Annotated in this window: 18 protein-coding genes; 15 read left to right on the forward strand and 3 right to left on the reverse strand. The window is 51.2% G+C overall.

Going from position 1 to position 20715, the window contains the following annotated elements:
* Positions 1–11: 11 nt before the first annotated feature.
* Both J4P41_RS05180 and J4P41_RS05185 read right to left on the reverse strand, forming a co-directional pair.
* Entirely contained in the window at positions 12–1301 is a 1290-nt protein-coding gene (locus tag J4P41_RS05180) for an HlyD family secretion protein (protein WP_426066339.1), read from the reverse strand.
* Between the two features lie 141 nt (positions 1302–1442).
* Positions 1443–1832 (reverse strand): hypothetical protein, encoded by a 390-nt coding sequence (locus tag J4P41_RS05185; protein ID WP_426066340.1) that lies wholly within the window; start codon positions 1830–1832, stop codon positions 1443–1445.
* 471 nt (positions 1833–2303) lie between these two features.
* Between J4P41_RS05185 and J4P41_RS05190 the strand changes: the two genes are divergently transcribed.
* Positions 2304–4052 (forward strand): Hint domain-containing protein, encoded by a 1749-nt coding sequence (locus J4P41_RS05190; RefSeq protein WP_426066341.1) that lies wholly within the window; start codon positions 2304–2306, stop codon positions 4050–4052.
* Positions 4053–4135: 83 nt separating this feature from the next.
* On the opposite strand, the gene J4P41_RS05195 is transcribed toward J4P41_RS05190, so the two are convergent.
* Positions 4136–4816 (reverse strand): YfdX family protein, encoded by a 681-nt coding sequence (locus J4P41_RS05195; protein ID WP_023943296.1) that lies wholly within the window; start codon positions 4814–4816, stop codon positions 4136–4138.
* Positions 4817–5243: 427 nt separating this feature from the next.
* Between J4P41_RS05195 and edd the strand changes: the two genes are divergently transcribed.
* From edd to J4P41_RS05265, 14 genes are all read left to right on the forward strand, one after another.
* Positions 5244–7091, forward strand: a complete 1848-nt coding sequence (gene edd, locus J4P41_RS05200; protein ID WP_023943295.1) for a phosphogluconate dehydratase — start codon at positions 5244–5246, stop codon at positions 7089–7091.
* Positions 7092–7102: 11 nt separating this feature from the next.
* The gene (gene eda / locus J4P41_RS05205) at positions 7103–7726 is read left to right on the forward strand and encodes a bifunctional 4-hydroxy-2-oxoglutarate aldolase/2-dehydro-3-deoxy-phosphogluconate aldolase (RefSeq protein ID WP_010502249.1); all 624 of its coding nucleotides are present in this window, start codon (positions 7103–7105) and stop codon (positions 7724–7726) included.
* A 200-nt stretch (positions 7727–7926) separates the two neighbouring features.
* Entirely contained in the window at positions 7927–8490 is a 564-nt protein-coding gene (locus J4P41_RS05210; protein WP_010502248.1) for a metal-dependent hydrolase, read from the forward strand.
* Complete coding sequence (purH, locus tag J4P41_RS05215; protein WP_426066342.1) at positions 8487–10064, forward strand: bifunctional phosphoribosylaminoimidazolecarboxamide formyltransferase/IMP cyclohydrolase; 1578 nt, start codon at positions 8487–8489, stop codon at positions 10062–10064. The genes J4P41_RS05210 and purH overlap by 4 nt, the downstream gene beginning before the upstream one ends.
* Positions 10061–10414 (forward strand): hypothetical protein, encoded by a 354-nt coding sequence (locus J4P41_RS05220; RefSeq protein ID WP_426066343.1) that lies wholly within the window; start codon positions 10061–10063, stop codon positions 10412–10414. The genes purH and J4P41_RS05220 overlap by 4 nt, the downstream gene beginning before the upstream one ends.
* A gap of 860 nt (positions 10415–11274) precedes the next feature.
* Positions 11275–11859 carry a hypothetical protein gene (locus tag J4P41_RS05225; RefSeq protein ID WP_426066344.1) on the forward strand — a complete coding sequence of 195 codons (585 nt, stop codon included), beginning with the start codon at positions 11275–11277 and terminating at the stop codon, positions 11857–11859.
* Between the two features lie 15 nt (positions 11860–11874).
* Positions 11875–12618, forward strand: a complete 744-nt coding sequence (locus J4P41_RS05230; protein WP_426066345.1) for a flagellar hook assembly protein FlgD — start codon at positions 11875–11877, stop codon at positions 12616–12618.
* A 165-nt stretch (positions 12619–12783) separates the two neighbouring features.
* The gene (gene fliF, locus J4P41_RS05235) at positions 12784–14451 is read left to right on the forward strand and encodes a flagellar basal-body MS-ring/collar protein FliF (RefSeq protein ID WP_426066346.1); all 1668 of its coding nucleotides are present in this window, start codon (positions 12784–12786) and stop codon (positions 14449–14451) included.
* 1 nt (position 14452) lies between these two features.
* On the forward strand, positions 14453–15466 hold the full coding sequence (locus tag J4P41_RS05240) for a flagellar motor switch protein FliG (protein ID WP_010502237.1): 1014 nt from the start codon (positions 14453–14455) through the stop codon (positions 15464–15466).
* Positions 15463–16110: a hypothetical protein gene (locus tag J4P41_RS05245; protein ID WP_211568395.1), complete on the forward strand. Its 648-nt coding sequence runs from the start codon at positions 15463–15465 to the stop codon at positions 16108–16110. The genes J4P41_RS05240 and J4P41_RS05245 overlap by 4 nt, the downstream gene beginning before the upstream one ends.
* A gap of 16 nt (positions 16111–16126) precedes the next feature.
* Entirely contained in the window at positions 16127–16462 is a 336-nt protein-coding gene (gene fliN / locus J4P41_RS05250; RefSeq protein ID WP_026017461.1) for a flagellar motor switch protein FliN, read from the forward strand.
* 98 nt (positions 16463–16560) lie between these two features.
* Positions 16561–18714 (forward strand): flagellar biosynthesis protein FlhA, encoded by a 2154-nt coding sequence (flhA, locus tag J4P41_RS05255; RefSeq protein WP_426066347.1) that lies wholly within the window; start codon positions 16561–16563, stop codon positions 18712–18714.
* Positions 18715–18739: 25 nt separating this feature from the next.
* On the forward strand, positions 18740–19813 hold the full coding sequence (locus tag J4P41_RS05260; protein ID WP_426066348.1) for a flagellar GTP-binding protein FlhF: 1074 nt from the start codon (positions 18740–18742) through the stop codon (positions 19811–19813).
* On the forward strand, positions 19810–20676 hold the full coding sequence (locus J4P41_RS05265; RefSeq protein ID WP_426066349.1) for an AAA family ATPase: 867 nt from the start codon (positions 19810–19812) through the stop codon (positions 20674–20676). The genes J4P41_RS05260 and J4P41_RS05265 overlap by 4 nt, the downstream gene beginning before the upstream one ends.
* Positions 20677–20715 lie beyond the last annotated feature (39 nt).

A 20715-nucleotide genomic window follows, 5' to 3' on the forward strand; every position in this document is an offset into this window, starting at 1 on the left:
CCGGGTTCTCCTTATCGCGGGCCAATGGTGGTGGTTAGGGTGTTACGGACGCTGATGACAGGATCAAGCATCCACTGCCAGAGATGCCTGCGGTCTGTCGCAATATCGGCGGAGACCGTTATGCCCGCTTCAAGCGGGTGTCGTATTCCGTAGGTTTCGACATAAGTCTGATCTGGTTGGACGCGGATACGGTAAATGTCCTGCGGAGAGCTGTTTTTCTGGTCGTTGTCCTGAGCAGAGCGGGGTGTCTGTTGTGCCCCGTTGGTAACGGGGGCATGCGTGATTTCCGCAATATGACCGTGATGAAGACCGAATTTCTGATAAGGAAACGCATCATAGCGTAGGAGAACGGGTTCGTTCTCTTTGAGAAATCCGATCGAGGCACTGTTGACGTAGAGTTCAATCTGCAGAGCCTGATCTGTTGGTAGAAGGGTCACGAGAGGCGTGCCTGCTGCAACCTGTTCTCCAAGATAACCCCGGACACCCGTCAGGATACCGTCTTCCGGAGCAAGAACGATATTACTGCGACGGCCTTCGTTTTCGGCAGTTTGCTGGTCGATGGCGGCAATCTGCTTATCCAAGTCATTCAGGTCGTGGGAAAGTTCGCTATCAAACCGGGCAAGCTTGGAGGCGAGGTCTGAAATCTTGCTTTCTGCGTCCGTGCGAGACTGAAGGGCCTGCGCGTGGGAACTGAGAAGCTGCGCATAGGTGTAAAGCTGGCTTTGGAACTGGGTTTCTGTAATCAGATGGCTATTCTGTGCGCCCTGCATCTTTGCGAGCGCTTTTTGCACCAGTGGCAGGACATTCTCATCATTGGAAAGTTGTGTTGAAATCTGCTCACGCTGGCGGGTCAGGAACTGGATCTGGTTCAAAAGAGCCTGATGCTCAATGGGGGCGGATTTTTCGCGCAGGACACGCTGGTTTTCCAATAGCGTTTTCTGGCGCAGAAGATCTGCCAGAACTTGTTTCTGGGTTGGTCCAGTGAGGGATGTCGCTTCCAGGTCCTCTGTGAAAAGGACATCGCCTTTCTGAACGTGTTGTCCCTCAGTGGCGTGGATTGCTGAAATCGTTCCAGGCTGAATGGCGCCAAGTGTTAATAGCCCACTTTTTGGCATAACCTGCCCTGTTGCATGGACGCGGCGGGTATAGCTGCCAAACGTCAGCAGGACTGCTGTTGCAAGCGCGAGAACTACACAGCTCCAACCGACAACCCGCACCGGCAGGGGCTGGCTGATCTGGACATGACCAAGCCATGCGTCACGACGGGCATCCAGGGCTTCACGGCGGAAAAGAGAACTCATGGGTAACGATATGAACCAGGATAAATGAAAAGAAAGTAAAAGTGCCCAGATAACACTAAAGGCTCTCCGGTATTTAACGGAGAGCCTTTAGTGCCAAAAGACGTCGCTCCAGTATGGCGAAGTCCGAAGGATCCAGAAAAATTAGTCTACAGAAGGTGGAAATGTAATTTTTGTACCGCCGTTGGAGAGGGAGGTCGAAATCGCATTAACAACGCTTTTGTAAATGGCGAGACCGTTTGTTGCACTTTGAGCCCCGATTTGGGCACCAAGCTGAACATAAGAGCTAATATTCTTGAGGTCCGTTGCGATAACGGAGTGGCTTGCAGACTGAGCCAAGTCAGCGAAAACGTTGTAAACACCTGCAAGATAACCGCTATATGCGCCTAATTGTGTTGAGAAAAAAGAGGCGTAGCTTGAGGCATTGCATCCAAAGCTAAGTACAATTGAGCCTCCACAATTATAGCTAGATCCGATAAACCCTCCAGATACTTCATTAAGTTCTGTATCTGACAACTCGCGAAGGTTAGGCATTGGATTAATACTTGGAAATAGCAAGTATTTTCACTGTATTTTTCATATTTTCCCCAAATTATCGAGAATAATTAGAAAAGTTACTCAAGTGTGGAGAAGATCTATGAATAAGCAGTAATTGGGTATCGAATTATAGGTCTGAAATGAATTTACAAAGATAATAAACCGTTAAAATACAAAAAAATGGAAATAAAATCCGACTCCAGAGAATCTAATTTGAAAAAAATCCTTAAAAACCCCGGTTTCTGGAAAAAATTAAAAATTATCTTCATCTTTATTTGAAGGTTTGGAATAGGAATTTGCAAAAAAATAGTTAAATGCAAAGATTATTCGATAAAAAAACGTTAAAAACGCGCTTTTATTATATTCACTCTTTATTCAAAAAAAATTAACGCTATCAATCGGGAGTGTGACGAAAGGTTTCTTTCTGTTGTCGTGATGTGTTTCTGAAATATGTGAAGGGAAATAAATATGTCGTCCCCTAAAAAAACCGGTGACAGCTCCACGACTGCCACGACGCGGGTAGTATCTTCATCTCCCGTTACGAGTGGTGGGAGCGGGACAAAGGCTGACCCTTATATCCTCTCCGGCAATACGGGAACGATTACCCTTCAGGCTGGGAAATACTATGTTGTTCCAGACAAGGTGACGATCGGAAAAGCTGTTACCAATAGTGCTGCAAACGATGCCAGTGGTGGCATCAATGTAAATGGAGCCTATCTGGAAATCGCGTCTAACGCTCACGTCAACGGTACAATCAATATGAGTGTTTCGGGCTCAGCCCTGAAACTGGACGCTACGCCGAAGTGGGTTTACAGCGAATATAACCCAGGAAAAGGTGGTCTTGGTCAGACAACATGGACATGGCAGTCTATCCAGTCTGCAGTTATCGACGGTCTTATTACGAGCGATGATAAGGCCAATACTGCGGTGAGTATCGTTGCTGAGGGTGTCGCAAGCGACGGTTCTGTACGTGTTCTTGGTACCTTTGGAACAAGCACCAGTAATGGATCTGAAATGATCTATAACAAGGCGTTCAAACCTGCTGGCAGCAATAGTAGCGGCCATCTGGGGTTTGAGGTTCTTGTCCCGTCAAATAGCTCTGTTCTGCAGCAAAAGGCGGCGACGCTGCCGTCACGCGAGACGAGTGATGGTGCATACATTGTCGGGGATACGGGCTCGGATGTGTATGTCTGCTTTCTGGCAGGTGCAATGATCCGAATGGCTGATGGTTCTGAAAAGGCCGTTGAAGACATTCTGGTTGGCGATCGGATTGCAGCGCTGGTTGACGGGCAATCCGTGGCGCGTGAAATCATCTGGACCGGACGGAAATTTGCTTACACCCGCGCCGGACGCTCTGCTGATGAAGCGGGTTATCCGGTGCGGATTGCGGCTGGTGCTCTTTCCGAGAGCGTTCCCTCCCGTGATCTGCTTGTCACGTCTGAACATAGCCTGTTTGTGAATGGTGGCTTTGTTCCGGTTCGTATGCTCGTTAATGGTGGTTCGATTGCTTATGATCGGGACCAGAGCAGTTTCTTTTACTATCACATTGAAACAGCTGATCATTCCGTGATTTTTGCGAATGGCTGTGCGACTGAATCTTTCTTGGATACTGGGCACAGGAATATCTTTGAAGGAAGTGACAATGTCATTTCCTTGCGGGCCAAGACATGGGCGGATGCTGCCGCGCCTCTTATGACTGCGCGAGAAGCTGTTGAACCAGTTTATACCGCTCTTGCTGCGCGTTCCATTGATCTGGGCTTTGAGGAGCAGAGCGTTTCTCAGGTGACGAATGAGGCTGATCTGCATCTGATTACGACCGAAGGCGTAACGGTCCGCGCGCTGCGTCAGTCCGGGGAGTGTGTATCATTCATGCTACCTGCCGGAACGCGTGCTGTTCATCTTGTGTCTCGTGCAAGCCGTCCTTCCGATGTGATTGGCCCCTTCGTAGATGACCGTCGTCAACTGGGTGTTCTGGTGGGGGCTGTGCATCTGGCAACGGCTTCTGGTGGTCAACGTGAGGTTATTTCACATTTGGACAGTCAGTTGTCTGGATGGAACGCGCCTGAAGGGATGCATCGCTGGACAACGGGCTGTGCTTTCCTTGTACTTCCCGAGCGTGCAACAGGCATCAGCAGTATTCTGACAATGGAAATTGTGGGGGCCGGTCCTTACCTCGTTACTGAGGATGCGGAAGACGCTCAGGCTCTGTTTGCCTGAGCCGGTCCTGCTGGACTGACGGAGGAAAAGCGGCACACTGAAAGGTGTGCCGCTTTTTTATGGGCTGCTCCTGGTCGGAAAACTTACTTGGTAGCAGTGGGCGTTTTGTCAGGAACTATTGTCGTTACGAAGTCTTCGGAAACGAATATGATGGAATTCAACGCTTCATCGAGAGCTTCCAGAGCCTCCTGCGGGTGTCTCCCTTCTGTGAATACAGTCGCGCGGTTGATGGCGCCCTGAAACGGCTCAATAGGGGCAAGTGCGAGAATGAAGTCTGCATTCTGGCCGACAACTTTCATCGTCTGTGCAGCCCCGTCTGTGTCGCCGTTTTTCAGTTTGGTATTTGCTGATGCGACAGCAGCCTTCTGCTCTGGAGCGAGGGTTTCGCTGGCAATGAATTCTCCGCCGACGGGCAGCCAGTCAAGCTGACCTGTAATGACGTGATGCTGCGGGGATGTCGGGTGACCGGGGGCTGTATGAAGATCACTTTCTGCGGCCTGAAATTTCTGACTGGCCTTCGTGGCAGCGATAAGTCGTTTTTGTGCATCATAAAGAGTGGGGATGGCGGCATCGGTCTGTCCGGCTGCCAGAATCTGGCGGGCTTTCAGAAGATCCGTCATGGTGTGCTGACCATCGCTGGACAGATGATGGAATGCCCGATGCGCTTTAAAAGACTCCCAATCCTGATGGAGAGACGAAGCGTGAGCAGGGATAGTTGAGAATGTCAAAGCCGCTGATGCGATAAGAGGAATTAGATTTTTCATGAGTCATTCCATAATCAATAGCGATATTCCACTTATATGAAGGGGTATTGGGATCTCTTTCAATTGAAACATGGTTTATTTTTTATGGGTAATGTGGATTATTTTTGTACTGATTATTTCCATATGTTTTTATCTTTCTTTGAGTTGATGGAAAATTTCTTCGAAAATGGTCGGTTTTGAAAATGAGCTTACGTTTTTTTTGGGTATTTTGTTTCTTTTTTCTGTGTCATTTATGTTCTAAATGGAAAGAAAAAACTCCAATAAGAGAAATAAAATAAAAATTTTCCCCTAAAATCTAGCGAGAGGTGGTTGCCGTTGACGGTCGGGTTCCGTATGAACAGAGCCCCTTCACGAGGCTGTGTCTTTCAGCGGAAAGAGCTTTTTTCCGTCTGGCAGCGCGTGTGTCAGTCGAGCAGCGAGTGTTCCAATGTCTTTGAATTCCGTCGTCGAGAGTGTGACCGCCCGGATTATCGAGCGTTCGAAAGTCTCCCGTCGCCGTTATCTTGCTCTGATGGAGCGGAACCGGGCGAAGGGCGTTTCACGTCCCCGACTGGCCTGCGGAAACCTCGCTCATGCCATCGCTGCTTCCGCGTCTGACAAGCCGGAGCTCATGCGCCCCACGAGCACCAATCTTGGGATCGTGACGACTTACAATGATATGTTGTCCGCACATCAGCCGTATGGTCGCTATCCGGACCAGATCAAGCTGTTCGCCCGTGAAGTTGGTGCGACGGCTCAGGTCGCCGGTGGTGCGCCTGCCATGTGTGATGGTGTGACGCAGGGACAGGAGGGCATGGAATTGTCCCTGTTCTCCCGCGACGTGATTGCCATGTCCACGGCTGTCGGGTTGAGCCATGGCATGTTTGAAGGCGTGGCTCTGCTGGGCATTTGCGACAAGATCGTGCCTGGTTTGCTGATGGGCGCCCTGCGCTTTGGTCATCTGCCGACCATTCTCATTCCTGCTGGTCCAATGCCCTCTGGTCTGCCGAATAAGGAAAAGCAGCGGATCCGCCAGCTCTATGTTCAGGGCAAGGTCGGGCAGGATCGTCTGATGGAAGCGGAAAACGCGTCCTATCACAGTGCTGGAACCTGCACGTTCTATGGTACGGCCAACACAAATCAGATGATGGTTGAAATCATGGGTTTGATGATGCCGGATTCCGCTTTCATCAATCCCAATACGCCGCTGCGTCAGGCAATGACGCGCTCCAGCATTCATCGTCTGGCAGAGATCAGCCTGAATGGTGAAGATGTTCGTCCGCTGGCGCAGTGCGTGGATGAAAAGGCCATTGTGAACGCAGCTGTGGGCTTGCTTGCGACGGGTGGTTCGACAAATCACACGATCCATCTGCCTGCCATTGCACGTGCAGCGGGTATCATCATTGACTGGGAAGATCTCAGCCGTTTGTCCGCTGCTGTGCCGTTGATGACGCGTGTTTATCCGAGCGGGTCGGAAGACGTGAATGCATTCAATCATGTTGGTGGCATGCCGACCGTGATTGCCGAATTGTCCCGCGCTGGTCTGCTGCACACGGATATCATGACGGTTTCCCGCGGCGGTTTCGCCGACTATGCCTGCCGTGCCAGCCTGCAGGATGATGAAGTGGTGTACACGCACGCCAAGCCGTCACTGGATCGGGATATTCTCCGGGAGGTGAGTGCCCCCTTCAAGGCTGATGGTGGCATCAAGCTCATGAAGGGCAATGTGGGACGCGGCATTTACAAGAGCAGCGCCATTTCCGAAGAGCATCTGACGGTTGAGGCTCCTGCGCGCGTTTTCCACGATCAGCATGACGTGGCGACAGCATTCCAGAATGGTGAGCTGGAGCAGGATGTTGTTGTTGTGGTGCGCTTCCAGGGGCCGGAAGCCAATGGGATGCCGGAACTGCATAAGCTGACGCCGACGCTGGGTGTGCTTCAGGACCGTGGCTACAAGGTTGCGCTGCTAACGGATGGTCGCATGTCTGGTGCTAGCGGTAAGGTGCCGGCAGCTATTCACGTTGGCCCGGAAGCTCAGGTCGGCGGTCCGATTGCGAAAGTGCGGGACGGCGACATGATCCGCGTCTGTGCCGTGACGGGCCAGATCGAGGTTCTGGTGGATGCGGTTGAGTGGGATGCGCGTGATGTCGTTCCGCCGCCGCCGCCAGCTCTTGGAACAGGTCGTGAGTTGTTCGCACTGATGCGTTCGGTGCATGATCCGGCCGAGGCAGGAGCGTCTGCCATGCTGGCGCAGATGGACCGCGTGATCGAAACCGTTGGCGACGATCTTCACTAAGGACGATTTTCATGACTGATACCGCAAAACTCGATGCCGTCATGACCCGTTGCCCGGTTATTCCGGTGCTTGTGGTCAATGATGTGGCACAGGCCCGTCCGCTCGCAGAGGCGCTCGTTGCCGGTGGTCTGACCACGCTTGAAGTCACGCTGCGGACACCCTGTGCGCTCGAAGTGATTGAAGAAATGTCCAAGGTGGATGGGGCTTTCGTCGGTGCAGGGACGGTTCTGAACCCGACGGATCTGGAGCGTTCGGTCAAAGCAGGCTCGCGTTTCATCGTCAGCCCGGGTCTGACGGCATCTTTGGCAGATGCTGCCCGTGATCATGATATGCCGTTCCTTCCAGGTGTGGCGAATGCTGGTGACATCATGCGTGGTCTGGATCTGGGTCTGACACGCTTCAAGTTCTTCCCGGCTGTAACGAATGGCGGCATTCCGGCTCTGAAGAGCCTGGCGAGCGTGTTCGGAAATGTCCGTTTCTGCCCGACAGGCGGTATTACGGAAGCGAGCGCACCGGAATGGCTTGCCCTTCCATCGGTGTCCTGTGTTGGCGGCTCCTGGATTACGGCTGGCGAGTTTGATGCCAAGACCGTCACGCAGCGTGCGACAGCTGCTGCACTGCTGCGTCAGAGCTAAAAGGCAGACTGGTCGTGAAGACAAAGGCGATTCGGAGAAACACCGGATCGCCTTTTTTTATTGCTGCGACACTGCTGGGTCCGCGCCATGAACGGATTAGGAACATCACAATGAGCCCTTTTGCGGTATTTAAGGAATTTATCGTGAAAAAATAAGGGATTATCTCTTTTCTGAAGCGATGAAGCGGATCATAAGAGCGCGTGACTGGACGCTCTCATCTCCTCATCGGCGGTTTCGCCGTACTCTGTGCCATGCGCTGGCACATTCTTGCATCAGAGCCACTTTCCGTGTGTACGGGGCTCCTCGGCAGTCTGCTGCCTGATATTGATACGGAACGCTCAATGCTTGGCGCGAGGGTGAAACTCCTGTCCCGCTTTCTGGCTCGAACGGTAGGTCATCGTGGACTGACGCATTCTGGCGTGGTCCTGCTTCTGGCTGCGTGTCTGGTTTCCGCGACGATGGGCAAGGATGCCCTGTATGGACCGATGGGTGCTCTCCTTCTGGGTGCTGCCACACATATTGCGGCTGATCTGCCCACCGGTGGGTGTCAGCTTCTCGCGCCGTTGAGCCGTTCCCGACTGTCTTTCTGGCCCTACGTCCGTACGGGCGGCGTGGGTGAGATCATGCTTCTTCTGCCCACCCTGTTTCTATTGGGGTGGGCAGGGTTCGCGGGCCGTGATCCTTTTCTGGGTCATGCTCCTCCTGCCGTGCATCACCAGCGGTTGCACGGACATGTTTTGAAGGATATTGCAGTTCCATCATGACTGAGACCCGACTCCCCGTCCGTCGCGCCCTTCTCTCCGTCTCTGACAAGACGGGACTGATTGACCTGGGGCGTGCACTTGCAGCCCACGGTGCAGAACTGCTTTCGACGGGGGGCTCGGCACGGGCGCTGCGTGAGGCGGGTCTGACAGTCAAGGATGTTTCCGAACATACCGGCTTCCCTGAAATTCTTGATGGTCGCGTCAAGACGCTGGTGCCGCAGGTACATGGTGGCATTCTGGGGCGTCGCGATCTTCCGGCTCATCTGAGCCAGATGGAAGAACACGGCATTGCGCCAATCGATCTCGTCTGCGTCAATCTTTATCCGTTCGCGGCGACAGTGGCTTCCGGCGCTGGTGACGAGGACTGCATCGAAAATATCGATATTGGCGGTCCTGCCATGATCCGTGCGGCTGCCAAGAATTTCGGGCATGTCGCGATCCTGACATCACCGGATCAGTACGGTGACTTCGTAAAGTCGCTTGAAGTTGGTGGAACCTATCTGAGCGAACGTCGGGATTATGCGGGCGCTGCCTATGCGCATACGGCGTCTTATGACGGCATGATTTCGCGCTGGTTTGCAGAGCGGGCAGGGGAGCTTCTGCCGCCGGTTCTGACACTGAGTGGTTCGCGGGATGAATTGCTGCGTTATGGCGAAAACCCGCATCAGAAAGCTGCTTTCTATCGGGATGGCAGCACGCGGGCAGGGATTGCGACGGCACGTCAGATTCAGGGCAAGGCACTCAGCTACAACAACCTGAATGATACGGATGCTGCGTTTGAAGCGGTGGCAGAATTCGATGCGCCTACCGTTGTCATTGTGAAGCACGCCAATCCATGTGGTGTAGCTTCTGCGGCAACGCTGGAAGACGCCTGGATCGCTGCTCTGCGGTGTGATCCGGTTTCAGCATTCGGTGGTATCGTTGCGGTGAACCGCACTCTTGATGCGGCTACCGCCCAGCGGATCAGCTCTATCTTCACGGAAGTGATTGTGGCGCCTGATGCAGACGAGCGGGCCATCGAAATTCTGTCGCGTAAGAAAAATCTGCGCCTGCTGCTGACAGGTGGTATGCCCGATCCGACAGCGGAAGGACTGGCGTTCCGTTCAGTGGCGGGTGGTTTCCTGGCACAGAGCCGCGATGCGGGCCGTGTGACGGAACAGGATCTGAAGGTCGTCACCAAACGTGCGCCGAGCGCTCAGGAAATGAAGGATCTGTTGTTCGCTTTCCGTGTGGCCAAGCATGTTAAGTCCAATGCCGTCATTTATGTACGCGATAACGCGACTGTTGGCATTGGTGCCGGTCAAATGTCACGGGTTGACAGTGCGCGGATTGCAGCTCGCAAGAGCCAGGATGCAGCAGACGTTGCGGGTGAAACTGCACCTTTGACCAAGGGGTCTGTGGCGGCTTCGGATGCATTCTTTCCCTTCGCGGATGGTCTGGAAAGCGTTGTTGCTGCCGGTGCTGTCGCTGTGATCCAGCCCGGTGGTTCCATTCGCGATCAAGAGGTAATCGATGCTGCAGATGCGGCGGGTATTGCCATGGTCTTCACAGGCATGAGGCACTTCCGGCATTGAAAATTCTTCCTATCGCCAGTCTTCTGCTGGCTCTTTCCGCTCCCATGGTCGCTGAGGCTGCGCCCTGTCTTTATGACATGTCGCCTCTTCCGGTTACGAAGGGTATTGTCTCCCGGATTACGCCGAATGGCGTACTGTTGAGGGACGGAACAACCGTAATTCTGCCAGAAGAGCTTCTGGCAAATGTTCGTCTGGCACAGCCTTTGGCTGTTCGCGGTTTAGTGGCTCAGACTACTCACACGGTTCAGGCTTTTGCTCTGGAGGGCAATCCGCCTGTTTGCCCTAATCCTGCTACAGTGGCGCGCGGTCCTTTTCCGGGATCGCCGGGGTATGACCACATTCAGAACTGAGTTCGTGAGACCCCTTTTATCAAGAAGGTCCTCGTAAACCTTTTCTTTACATCTGATATGCAATTCTCCTCCTCGAGTGTCCGTTATTCACAGTCGGGGAGGGCTTGGCATTGTCACAAATTCTACCCTCCACACATATGGGAGAGGGGCAGAACTGGACATCTGTTTCTGTAGGAGCACAACTTGCGTCTACAGAGCGATTTCAGGATTTTCTCAAGAGCTACATTCACACTGCGGAAGAACCGTCCGTAAACAGACCTGCACGAAAGAATGTGGTGCAGGACGTAGAGAAAAAAGACCCAGACCCATCCGTAGAAACGCGTCGTATCACTCGAATTGATAAAAACCAGAGCGCTGTAAGTTCAGGCGGCGAAAATCGGGTTGGGTTGGGTTCCCAGGTTAATCGGAAGGCTTCCGCAACTCCAGAGTTAGGAGCGGATATCCGGTCCATTCAGAATGGGGCCGATAAGAGGGTCGCAGTTCCGATAGCAACAGGCTCTTCGGTATCGAGTGAAGAGCATATGCAGGTCAAACCATCATCTCGACAGGAGGGACTGCAGAGCGATCCTTCAACCCCTTCTGTGGATGTTGATAATATTTCTGCGTCTTCTGCTGGCAAAGGTGCCTCTGATCAGACATTTAATTTTACGACGCAAATATCTGCCGAGAGCGAGCAGGTTCCTCCTTCTCAAAGTGTCCTGAAACAAAACTTGGCCCTTGGAGGCGGGGCTCTGGCGGTGACATTGCCTTCAGAGGAAACCATAAGTTCCCCTGTCGCTTCGAATGATCTGTCAGTAGAAAAAACTCTGAGTGCTGAAGATAATTTTTTTGTGTCTGAACAAAGTTCAGAACAGGAAAATATGTCGTTTTCTGAAACTGTTTCATCGCTTTCAGATGCTTCTGTTCCGCATGCGCGTATGGAAATTTCTGATGTGACGAATGGCCGTAAAGAAGAGACGCATTTTCACGAACCGGTGTCTGGGCGTTCTGAGGTTCGCATTGCTCCCGTACAGGATATGCCGATCATTTCCCATGCTTCAGCCGATCGCCGTCTCAATACAGAAATCGAGATGTCTTTGGGAGAAAGCGGGAAAGTTCATGTTTCCATTGAGGAGGCTGAAGACGGCGAACGGCATGTTCATATCCGCGCTGAAAATCCTGATGTTCTTCAATCTCTGGCGGATGACAAAGAGAGTCTTTTTGCCACTCTGAACCAGAGTATCATTCCAATTTCGACGGATCAGCCCGTTATTCCAACGGATCTGACGTTAAGCCTGATGGGTAATTTTTTTCAGAATTCTGAGAATGGATCTGCTCAGGAAAGACATTCGATAACAGAGGATGCCGAGCATCCTGCATCGTCTTCAATTTCCAGAAACACGACACAAGCATCCATTCAATCGTCTCAAAGAATGCTTCGTAGTGTTGTTGATCTGACAGCGTGAAGAAAGGTTTTTTTTATGGTGTCTTTTGTCAGTACCACGTCTAGCAGCACAACCTCGCTTCTTAGTCAGGCAGTTTCTGCGGCCAAGTCAAATGCTGCATCGCAAACATCCAGTGCGGCTTCGTCGACGTCTACGGCGAGTAGCGTTGCAAGTGCTGCACTCTCCTCTTTGGCTGGGAATTTCAATCAGTTCCTAACACTTCTGACAACTCAGCTACAGCATCAGGATCCAAGTAACCCGACGAGTACAGACAGCTTCACCAGTGAATTGGCTCAGTTCGCAGGTGTTCAGCAACAGGTACAGACAAACACCAATCTGACCAGTCTGATTTCGGCCACGCAGGATACCCAGATGACATCCGGTATCGGGCTGATCGGCAAAACAACCACAGCAACATCGTCCTCTCTGCCATTGCAGAATGGGAATGGTTCAATGAGCTTTACTGCGGCAGTAGCTGGCCCTGTTGCGATTGCCGTCACGGATTCAAATGGTCAGGTGGTCAAGACTGATACTGTGACAGCGCAGGTCGGTATAAATTCCTGGTCTTGGGATGGTGTGAGTGACAGTGGCACCAAGCTGTCAGACGGGCAGTATTTTGTTGCTGTAGAGGGGACGGATACGTCGGGAAGTGCCACAGCTCTTTCGACAACAGTTTCCGGTACGGTCACGGGGCTAACGCGCACATCCAGCGGACTGAATGTGCAGATGGGAGATACTTCGATTGCGTTGAGCAATCTTGAGGGCTTTTCGGGAACGTGACCACTCGGTGAGGAAAATGCTTTCGTTTTAAGTAGGCGTTAACCTTTCCCCGTCACAATGCTCTTCAATGATTGCAGCGTTAAAGGTGACACGCATGTTGGTGGGCAGAGTGCTGTTGCCAGGTAGAGTTTCAGGCGGTTTTGCCTTTACAGGGCGGAACTGCCAGTGAAGGCTTTTCTGGAAAACCTTAAGCAGCTTGGTCTGCCGCGGCTGGCCGCACTCGGAGGCGTGGGGGCGGCTATGCTGATCCTTCTGGGTGTGCTGGTCATGCATGGAACAAACTCAGCTAATTCGCTTCTCTACCGGGATCTGGACCCACGGGAAGCTGGCGAAATTGTAGATCAGCTTTCCAAAGAACATATTGCTTACCATCTTCAGGATCAGGGAGCCACGATCATGGTTCCAGACGAAGATGTCGCTAAAGCACGTCTCCTGCTCGCTAAAAACGGGCTGCCTTCTGGCGGTTCTGTAGGATATGAAATTTTCGATAAGGGCAACAGCTTCACCGCGACCCAGTTTGAACAGACGATTAACGAAACCCGTGCGCTGGAAGGTGAACTCGAGCGTTCTATCCGCTTGATTCATGGCGTCAGAAATGCACGTGTTCATCTGGTTCTGCGTCATCGGGAACTTTTCTCCACTGATGAACAGGGCGCGCAGGCGAGTGTTCTGCTCTCCATGGATGGTGCACGGCGCCTAGATGAAGAAAGCGTAGCAGCGGTGGTAAACTTGGTCTCTGCTGCCGTTCCTGGTCTTGATACCAAAAATATTTCTCTCGTGGATAATCGTGGGCACGTTCTTCTTCGCCAAGGTGGGGGCGGGCTGGATAGTAACCAGACGGCTGAAGCACAGCGTCAGGCGTTGGAGCAGCGTATCTCGCGCGAAGTGGAGGATATGCTGGGAGCTTCGGTGGGTATTGGCCGTGTACGTGTTGATGCCACCGTCGCGATGAACAACGATCACGTCAAAGAAACCCAGGAAAGTTACGACCCTGACCAGCAGGTTCTTCGGTCGCAGCAAACAAAGAACGAGAAGAACATTAATACGCAGGCGTCAAATAATACGACGGTCGCTAATAACCTGCCCAACGCCAATGCTGGCCAGCCGCAGAATGGCAGCCAAAGCAGCCGGCAAGAACAAACTGACAATTATGAGATCGGTAAGAAGGTTCGCACACTCGTGCAGGACCAGCCGCGTATAGCACGGATTAGTGTTGCTGTGATGGTGGATGGGGTTAATCAGACAGACCCGAAAGGTCAGCATCTTTGGCAACCGCGTAGTCAAGCAGAACTAGAGCGCCTTACAGCTCTTACAAAGAGCGCCATAGGTTTTGATCAGACCCGTGGGGACGTTGTTACGGTCATGTCCATGCAGTTTTCTGATCTGGATGCGGCGATGCCTGCTGCTTCAATGGGTTTAATGAATGGGCTCGTCAATCGCTCGAATGAAATGGAAGCCATTCGCTTTGGTATTTTTTCTTTGTGTCTTCTGATGGTTCTCTTTTTTGTCGTGCGACCATTGCTGAGCCCGGTGACGGCAGCCAGTGCTAACAATGTTGCTGCATTGTCTTCGGATGTGGGGACAGGAGGGCTTGTTCTTGCGGGGCCTGCCAATCGCGCCAATGGAGATCAGAGCGCGAGCTTGATCAACACTCCATACGATATTGTAGATGCAGAGCTTCAGGATGGAGAAGAAACAATTACTGTTAATGGGGTGGCGGGCAGAATTCGTGCGTCTTCGGTGCAGAAAGTTGTGGATCTGGTCGAAACGCATCCGACGGAAAGCATTGCTTTGATGCAGAGTTGGCTCATGCCTCAGCAGGAAGGGCGCTGAAATGATTGGAATGGAAAAAGCCGTTACGGGCGCTCAGAAGGCAGCCATTCTTATGATGGCGCTAGGCGAAGAAAACTGCGCGCGGCTCTTCGAGCAGATGCATGAAGAAGAAATTCGGGAAATTTCTTCCGCCATGTCGCAGCTTGGAATGGTTTCGGCTGAAACTGTTGAAAGCGTCTGTCACGAATTCAGTCGAAGCCTAGGGTCTTCCGAAGTGCTGATTGGCGATATTGAGACAACTGAACGACTTCTGAAGAATGCTCTCCCGGCGAGCCGGGCCGCAGCTATCATGGAAGAAATCCGTGGACCCGCCGGGCGGACTATGTGGGATAAGTTGGGGAATATTTCTGAGTCCGTTTTGGCAAATTATTTACGCAACGAGTATCCACAAACAGTTGCTGTTGTATTGAGTCGTATCAAGGCGGCTCACGCAGCGAAAGTCCTGTCACTTCTTCCAGAAGATTTCTCTCTGGATGTTATGACGCGCATGCTGAAGATGGAAAATGTTCAGAAAGGAGTTCTGCATAGCGTTGAGCAGACATTGAGGTCCGAATTTGTTTCGAACTTGCCTCGAGGTTCTCATCGCGACAGTCATGAAGTCCTTGCAGATATTTTCAATAATTTTGATCGTCGTCTGGAAGCACGTTTCATGACTGCCCTTGACGAACGCAGTCATGACGATGCCGAGCGTATCAAAAGCCTCATGTTTACGTTTGAAGAGTTGGCTCAGGTGCCGCCTGAAGGACTTATGGTGCTGTTGAACCAGATTTCCAGGGAAATCCTTCCTGTGGCTCTGAAGGGCGCAAGCGAAAAGCTTAGGAGTGCATTTCTCGCGGCAATGTCCGAGCGGGCCGGACGTATTCTTATGGACGAAGTAGAAGCCTTGGGGCCGGTGCGTATCAAGGATGTGGATGCAGCGCAAAGTGAGATTGTTGGTATAGCTAAGGGGCTACTGGATCGTGGGGAAATTGAGCTTGTAGATCAGGAACAAGCAGGTAACGAGATGCTTCTATGACTACGATGGACTACGAAAGATCAGATCGGGTTGTCGGCGTTCTTTACGCGGAAGATTTTGATCTGCCAGCTTTCAACGACGTCCCGGTGATCGAAGTTGAAGAGCATGATGATAGGCCGGAAATTCTGTCTCCATCTTATACCGAAGATGATTTGGAAGAAGCGCGACGTTTGGGGGAAGAAACAGGCAGGCGCGAAGAACAGCGGCGTTTGACGCTTGAAAAAAAAGAGTGGCACCAGAGTCTTGAGAAGAAGACACTGGATTTTATCGACCAATTGAATACTCAGTCTGAAAATGTGGTTAGAAAAATATCGGAAGAAGCTGTTACGGTATTGATTGCTCAAATGTCTGCGTTGTTTCCATCATTGCTGAAAAGTATAGGAGTAAAAGAGCGTGATGCTGTTATGAATAAAATTCTTCCTTCACTTAAGAGGTTAGCAAAAATTCGCGTAGAGGCGAGAGAAGAGGAAATAAATTATCTGTCCAGTCTTTGTTTGAAAGCAGGAGATATGGAGTTGGATTGTCATGTTAATGATGCTTTGGCTCCTGGGGATTTTTGCTTTTCGTGGCCTGAAGGAAAAGTATTTCGAGATGCAGGAGTTATTGCTCAGAGCATTATATCTGAATTTGGAAAATTAAATTGAATAAATTGGGGTATTGATGATGTCTGATACGAAAAAAGAATTTGATCTAGATAATGTTGAGCATGTTGTCTCCCAAACAGCAGAGGCGCCTAGGTTTGCTCATGATTTAGAGGCAATTTATGACATACCTGTGACGGTCAGTGCTGTTCTTGGAAGAACAACGATGCAGGTAAGCCAGTTGTTGCGCTTGGGCCGCGGCGCTGTCGTAGAACTAGATCGTAAAATCGGAGATTCAATTGATATTCTGGTGAATAATAGATTAATCGCAAGGGGCGAGGTTGTCATGGTCGATGAATCTCGTTTGGGCGTAACGATGACAGAAATCATTAAATCCGAAAAAGTGAAAAATTAGGCAGTATTTTTACGAATAATTAAATTTGTGAGGGAATACTTCTTACATTCGGAGTGAAAATAGATTCCTCCAGTCTTTTTTGTGACGGAGAGAGGCAGATGAGTGGTGGCGCGCGCGGCAATTTTCCTGCTGTTTTGAAAATGCCGGCGATTTCTGATGCTTTCCAAAAGATTCCCCTCCCCAATTGGCTGCGAGGGCAATCGCGTTGGCTTCCCGGGTCAGATGTTGGGCTGGCTCTCGCCGTCGCGGCGCTCTTATCTGTACTGGTCTTGCCGCTTCCAACATTTATTCTGGATGTGGGTTTAGCTCTTTCTGTTACTGCATCTGTATTGGTTCTTATGGTCGCGCTTTTTCTTACGCGACCTTTGGATTTTACGTCATTTCCAACATTATTATTGCTGACGACTCTGCTTCGTCTTTCTCTTGAGGTTGCCACAACGCGCCTTATTTTGAGTCATGGATATGAGGGAGCTTACGCAGCAGGTCACGTTGTGGCTGCTTTCGGTGGCTTTCTTATGGGGGGCGATGTTGTCATCGGTGCTATTTTGTTTGCCATCCTGTTGGTGGTAAACTTTATGGTAATTACCAAAGGTTCAGGACGTATTGCCGAGGTCGCGGCGCGGTTTTCCTTGGATGCAATGCCTGGGAAGCAGATGGCCATTGATGCTGAACTGTCGTCTGGCGCAATTAACGACAGAGTGGCCCGACAAAGGCGGAAAGAACTTCAAGAAGAAAGTGGATTTTATGGTGCGATGGATGGTGCCGCCAAATTTGTGCGAGGCGATGCCATTGCCAGTTTGATTATTACGGCGATCAATATTGTTGGTGGCTTGGCCATTGGTATTGGCCGACACGGAATGTCTGTTTCTGATGCTGCATCGGCGTTTACAACGCTGACAATTGGAGACGGACTGGTCTCACAAATTCCAGCTCTTCTTGTTTCGACGGCCTCCGGTATTGTTGTGACAAAAGGAGGCACTGAAGGGGCCGCAGATGTCACGCTTGTTCGGCAGCTTGGCGGCAATCCGAAACCATTAGCATTGGCTGCAGGTTCAGCTGCAGTTCTGGCTCTTATGCCGGGCCTGCCAGCTTTACCTTTTCTCGCGCTTGCTGGCTTGGCGGGAGCAGGAGCGTGGTTTCGATATCGATCTCCGATTCAGCAGCAGGACTCCGATGGAGATGCTGTCAGTTTGCCTGAAAACACTCAGTCTGCTGAAGCGCCAATCTCGGACAGTCTGCGTGTTGACTTACTGCGGCTTGAACTTGGATTTAACCTTTTATCGATTGCAAGTGGTGATGGTGCGCGTCTGACAGAACAGATCAAGGTTTTAAGGCGAACAATTGCTGGAGAAATGGGGTTTATTCTGCCCCCTGTTAGAATTCAGGATAATCTTCAACTGTCTGCAGATGCTTATTCTGTGCGGATAAGGGAAATAGAAATTGGTCATGGTGAAGTACAGATAAACCGGCTCATGGCCATGAACCCCAAAGGGGGCTTACCTGACTTGCTTGGTGATCAGACGCGGGAGCCAGCATTCAATTTGCCGGCGCTCTGGATTGATCAAAGTTTGCGCGAAAAAGCAATTATGCAGGGATACACAGTGGTGGATCCTGCGAGTGTGATCATCACGCATCTGACTGAACTCGTGCGCGAAAATATGTCTGATCTTCTCTCTTACACGGAGACGCAAAAGCTTCTTGATGAACTGCCCCGCGACCAGCAGAAGCTGATTGTTGATCTTGTGCCTTCGCAGGTTTCCGTCAGTGTCATACAGCGTGTTCTTCAAGGACTCCTTGCTGAAAGAATCTCGATAAGAGATCTGTCAGGTATTCTTGAAGCGCTTCAGGAAGGGTGTGGGCAGGGTCAAAAATCAGTTTCTGCTCTTACAGCGCATGTGCGTGTCCGGCTTGCGCGCCAGATCAGTGCAGCGGTGACCGGGCCTAAAGGATATATTCCGATCTTGACGTTAAGTCCGGACTGGGAAGTCGTTTTTTCTGAAAATATGGTTGGACCGGCGGATGATCGCCAAGTTGCACTTCCTCCGTCACGTCTTAACGAATTCGTAGGGAAGTTGCGCCAAGCTCTCGATATGGCGCTTGGTCAAGGTGAAAACCCGGTTATTCTTGTGGCAGGGAGTTTTCGCCGTCCGGTCCGGATGATTGTCGAGCGGATCAGGCCGGCAACTATGGTTCTTTCTCAGGCTGAAATTTCAACCCGGGCAAAGATATATACCGTAGGGGTGATTCAGTGAGGCAAAATACAAAGGAGAGTGGATCATGCGCATCAAGCTGATCCGAGGTGCCTCAATGTCTGTTGCCATGACGACGCTACGTGAAACGTTGGGTGAAGAGGCTTTTATTCTTTCATCGCGTATTATGCCAGATGGAGATATAGAACTGACTGCTGCGCTCGATCCGGAGGAGGGCGAAGCAAAAGAGATAATTAAGCCGCGCTTTTCAGTCCCAGCAACTCCCAGGAAATCATTGCACGATTGGCATGGGCTGGATCTTGGTTGTCTGGTTGGGAAAAAACCGGATTTAGATTATGAAAAATTTCTTTCGGAAAATATTTCGTTTGAAACTTTAAATCTCTCAGTAAATGCGCCGCCTCTCATGGTTTGTGGTACTCCTGGTAGCGGGAAAACCCTGACAATTGCTCGTCTCGCCACGCGTTTGGCTCTAACGGGTGCGTCTCCTCTGGTTATGACTACGGATACGGAGCGATCTGGAGCGCTTGAGCAACTGGCAGCCTGTACCAGAATACTTGGCCTCGACCTTATTGCGGTGGAAAGTTCTGAAATGTTGGAAAATCTTTGCCGTACAAAAAGAGGCAGGACGCCCATACTCATTGATACCGCAGCGACTGTTCCTTTTGATGAAAAAGGAATGAAAGTATTGGCTACATTACAGCGTGCTGCCCAAGCAGACCTCACTCTTGTGCATCCTGCCGGAGAGGACGCCATCGAGACAGAAGAAACAGTCTCATGGTTTCGGAAAAATGGCGTGTGTAAAATGATTGTATCCCGGACGGACTGCGCGCGCCGCTTGGGTGGAATTGTCAGAAGCGCGATGGCTGGTATGTCCTTGGTGGAAGCGAGTACGGGAAGCCAATTGATTGGAGGGCTTCGTACTCTGGACGCCGCTAGTCTAAACGAATTGATGACGTTCAAATGGGAAGCTGCATCAAAGGTCGCTGCTGACGGTACGAGTAAGACACTTTCGCCAAACTCTATACCTGTTGTTTCAAAGCGCCCGACCCATTCAGGTTCAGGCGTAATAAAAATGAACGCGTCCAGTGTGACGGGAGCGGCAGCCCTTATGAAACATATTGCTGCGCAGGGGAGTGTATGATGACTCCCTTTATGGATCATTGCATAAAGGCGCAGGTGCCTGACGCCGTAATGGAAGTCTCTTCTGCTTTATGTCGTACGAGAATTATCGCTGTGGCATCCGGGAAAGGAGGCGTCGGGAAAACGTGGCTTTCTATTTCATTGGCACAGGTTTTGGCCTGTTCCGGATACAAAGTTCTTATTCTTGATGGCGACTTTGGTTTGGCCAACGTGGATATTCAGCTTGGGCTTGTTCCAACGCATGATGTGGTGGATATTTTATCCGGAGATGTAACGATCAAAGACGGCGTTCAGCATTTTTGTGGTGGGACCGGAGAGGCTGCTTATTCGTTTGATGTGCTTGCAGGGCGATCTGGTGTTTCGGCTGTTTCCGGTATGAACCGTGATGCTCTTGATAAGCTGCTGTTATCTCTCAGGTTGGTCAGGCAATATGATTTTATTTTAGTGGATCTTTGTGCCGGAATTGATCCGATTACCCGGCATCTGGCGGCTATTGCTGATCAGCTTCTTGCCGTCACTACAGATGAGCCTACGGCTTTGGCAGACGTTTATGCCATCATGAAGCTTTATCTGCGAGATCGGCGGCGTGTGGGTGGTGATGATATGCACTGTCAACTCGTCATCAATCAGGCATCGAGCCATCGGAGTGGTGTTCAGACATATGAAAAACTTCTGCAAGCTTGTCGTTTCTTCCTGAAATGGGAGCCACAACTCGCAGGAACAGTGCGTAAGGATAGCAGGGTGCCTGCGGCAATTCGGATGCAATCAAGTCTTCTGGAAAATTTTCCGACGTCTCCGGCTGCTGTAGATGTTGGGCGTCTGGTGCGTCAGGTGGTTCAGGGCAGCCTACCGGCTGTTGCGTAAATCGCGGCTTACGTCTCTTTAAGGGATCGCTTATGGTTC

This window comes from Gluconobacter sp. NFX36, from assembly GCF_049887835.1.
Lineage (GTDB): Bacteria > Pseudomonadota > Alphaproteobacteria > Acetobacterales > Acetobacteraceae > Gluconobacter > Gluconobacter japonicus_A.